The organism is Nocardiopsis synnemataformans (assembly GCF_965343085.1).
In the GTDB taxonomy this organism is placed as follows: domain Bacteria; phylum Actinomycetota; class Actinomycetes; order Streptosporangiales; family Streptosporangiaceae; genus Nocardiopsis; species Nocardiopsis alborubida.
This window is the reverse complement of the sequence record NZ_CBDRFA010000175.1, coordinates 1-1018: the sequence shown is the minus strand read 5'-3', so window position 1 is coordinate 1018 and position 1018 is coordinate 1. Positions and strand designations below refer to the sequence as shown.

At 71.6% G+C, this 1018-nt stretch carries 2 protein-coding genes; one reads left to right on the top strand and one right to left on the bottom strand.

Features of this window, described 5'->3' with window-relative positions; genetic code table 11:
- The first annotated feature begins 46 nt into the window (after positions 1 to 46).
- Positions 47 to 526, top strand: coding sequence for a hypothetical protein (locus tag ACSIH6_RS39320; RefSeq protein WP_435113972.1), 480 nt, complete (start codon positions 47 to 49; stop codon positions 524 to 526).
- A 52-nt stretch (positions 527 to 578) separates the two neighbouring features.
- Here the strand turns inward: ACSIH6_RS39320 and ACSIH6_RS39315 are convergent, their stop codons facing one another.
- Positions 579 to 842, bottom strand: a complete 264-nt coding sequence (locus ACSIH6_RS39315) for a hypothetical protein (protein ID WP_435113970.1) — start codon at positions 840 to 842, stop codon at positions 579 to 581.
- Between the last annotated feature and the right edge of the window lie 176 nt (positions 843 to 1018).

Sequence of the window (1018 nt, the reverse complement as noted above, 5' to 3'; positions counted from 1 at the left end):
GCACGGCCGCAGGCACAGTCAACGACGAGGCACAGGAGGACAGAAGGTGGCGGACAAGCAGGCCGAGGAGAGCATCGAGCTGACCCCGGCGCAGCAGGAGACGGTTCTGGGCTGGTTCCAGGCGTTGCTCCCGGGCCCGGAGAACGCCGCGCGGGTGTTCGCGGAGACCGTCGCTGAGCTGGAGAGGGTCAACGAGGTGTTGCATGAGGCGGGGTTCGATTGGCCCCAGGGGGCTCGCGGTGTGCGTGATTTGGCCGTCAAGCACTCCGGTATGACCGAGGACCTGAAGCGGGATCTGCAGCAGGCGCTGGAGCAGCTGGAAGCGTTTCGGCTTCAGCCCTCGGATGAGGGCAACGGGCCGATGACCTCGCATGAGCTGGCCAGGGTGCTGCTGGCCAAGCCGGATCTGCCGGTGGTCGTGCGGGCCACCGGCAAGCCGGTGGAGTTCACGACCGTGTACCCGGGGCGGGTGGCGTTGCTGACGGGCGAGGAAGAGGTGCTGGGCTCGTCTCCGGGCGTGTGTTGAGGTGTGGCCCTACCGTGCCGGACTGGCACGGCAGGGCGGCGCCGTGGGTGAGCTAGCGTGCGCGGGCGCTGGCGCGCGCGAGGTCGTCCTGGGCCTGGTGCAGGCGCCGGCGGGCCCTGTCGATTCGGTCGGGGTCGGCGGCTCGGAGGGCGCGGGTGAGATGGCCGCGGGCGGCTGCCAGGCGTCGGCGGGCGGCGGCATGCTCGTCGGAGGGTTGTTGTCGGCGGGCCTGGCGCAGACGGTGAGCCGTGACGAGGCCGGGTTGAGGTTCGCCCGGCTGTGGGTCGGCGCCAGGCACGGGCTGGTTGTGGGTCATGTCGTTCCTGAAGGGTCGGCGGCCGCCCGGGCGCTCCGGGCGGCCGCGGCTGGTTACGGCTTCACGCAGCCTGCCCCGTGCCCGTTGTAGCGGAAGCGACTCTGCCACTCGAAGGCGACGCGCACGTCGGCCTCGGGCAGCCCGGTGTAGGCCGCGGTCGATTCGGGGGTGAAGGG

What these genes read in the sequence shown, in the direction of transcription:
- ACSIH6_RS39315 (WP_435113970.1), bottom strand. Translation starts at nt 842, where the DNA reads ATGACCCACAACCAGCCCGTGCCTGGCGCCGACCCACAGCCGGGCGAA.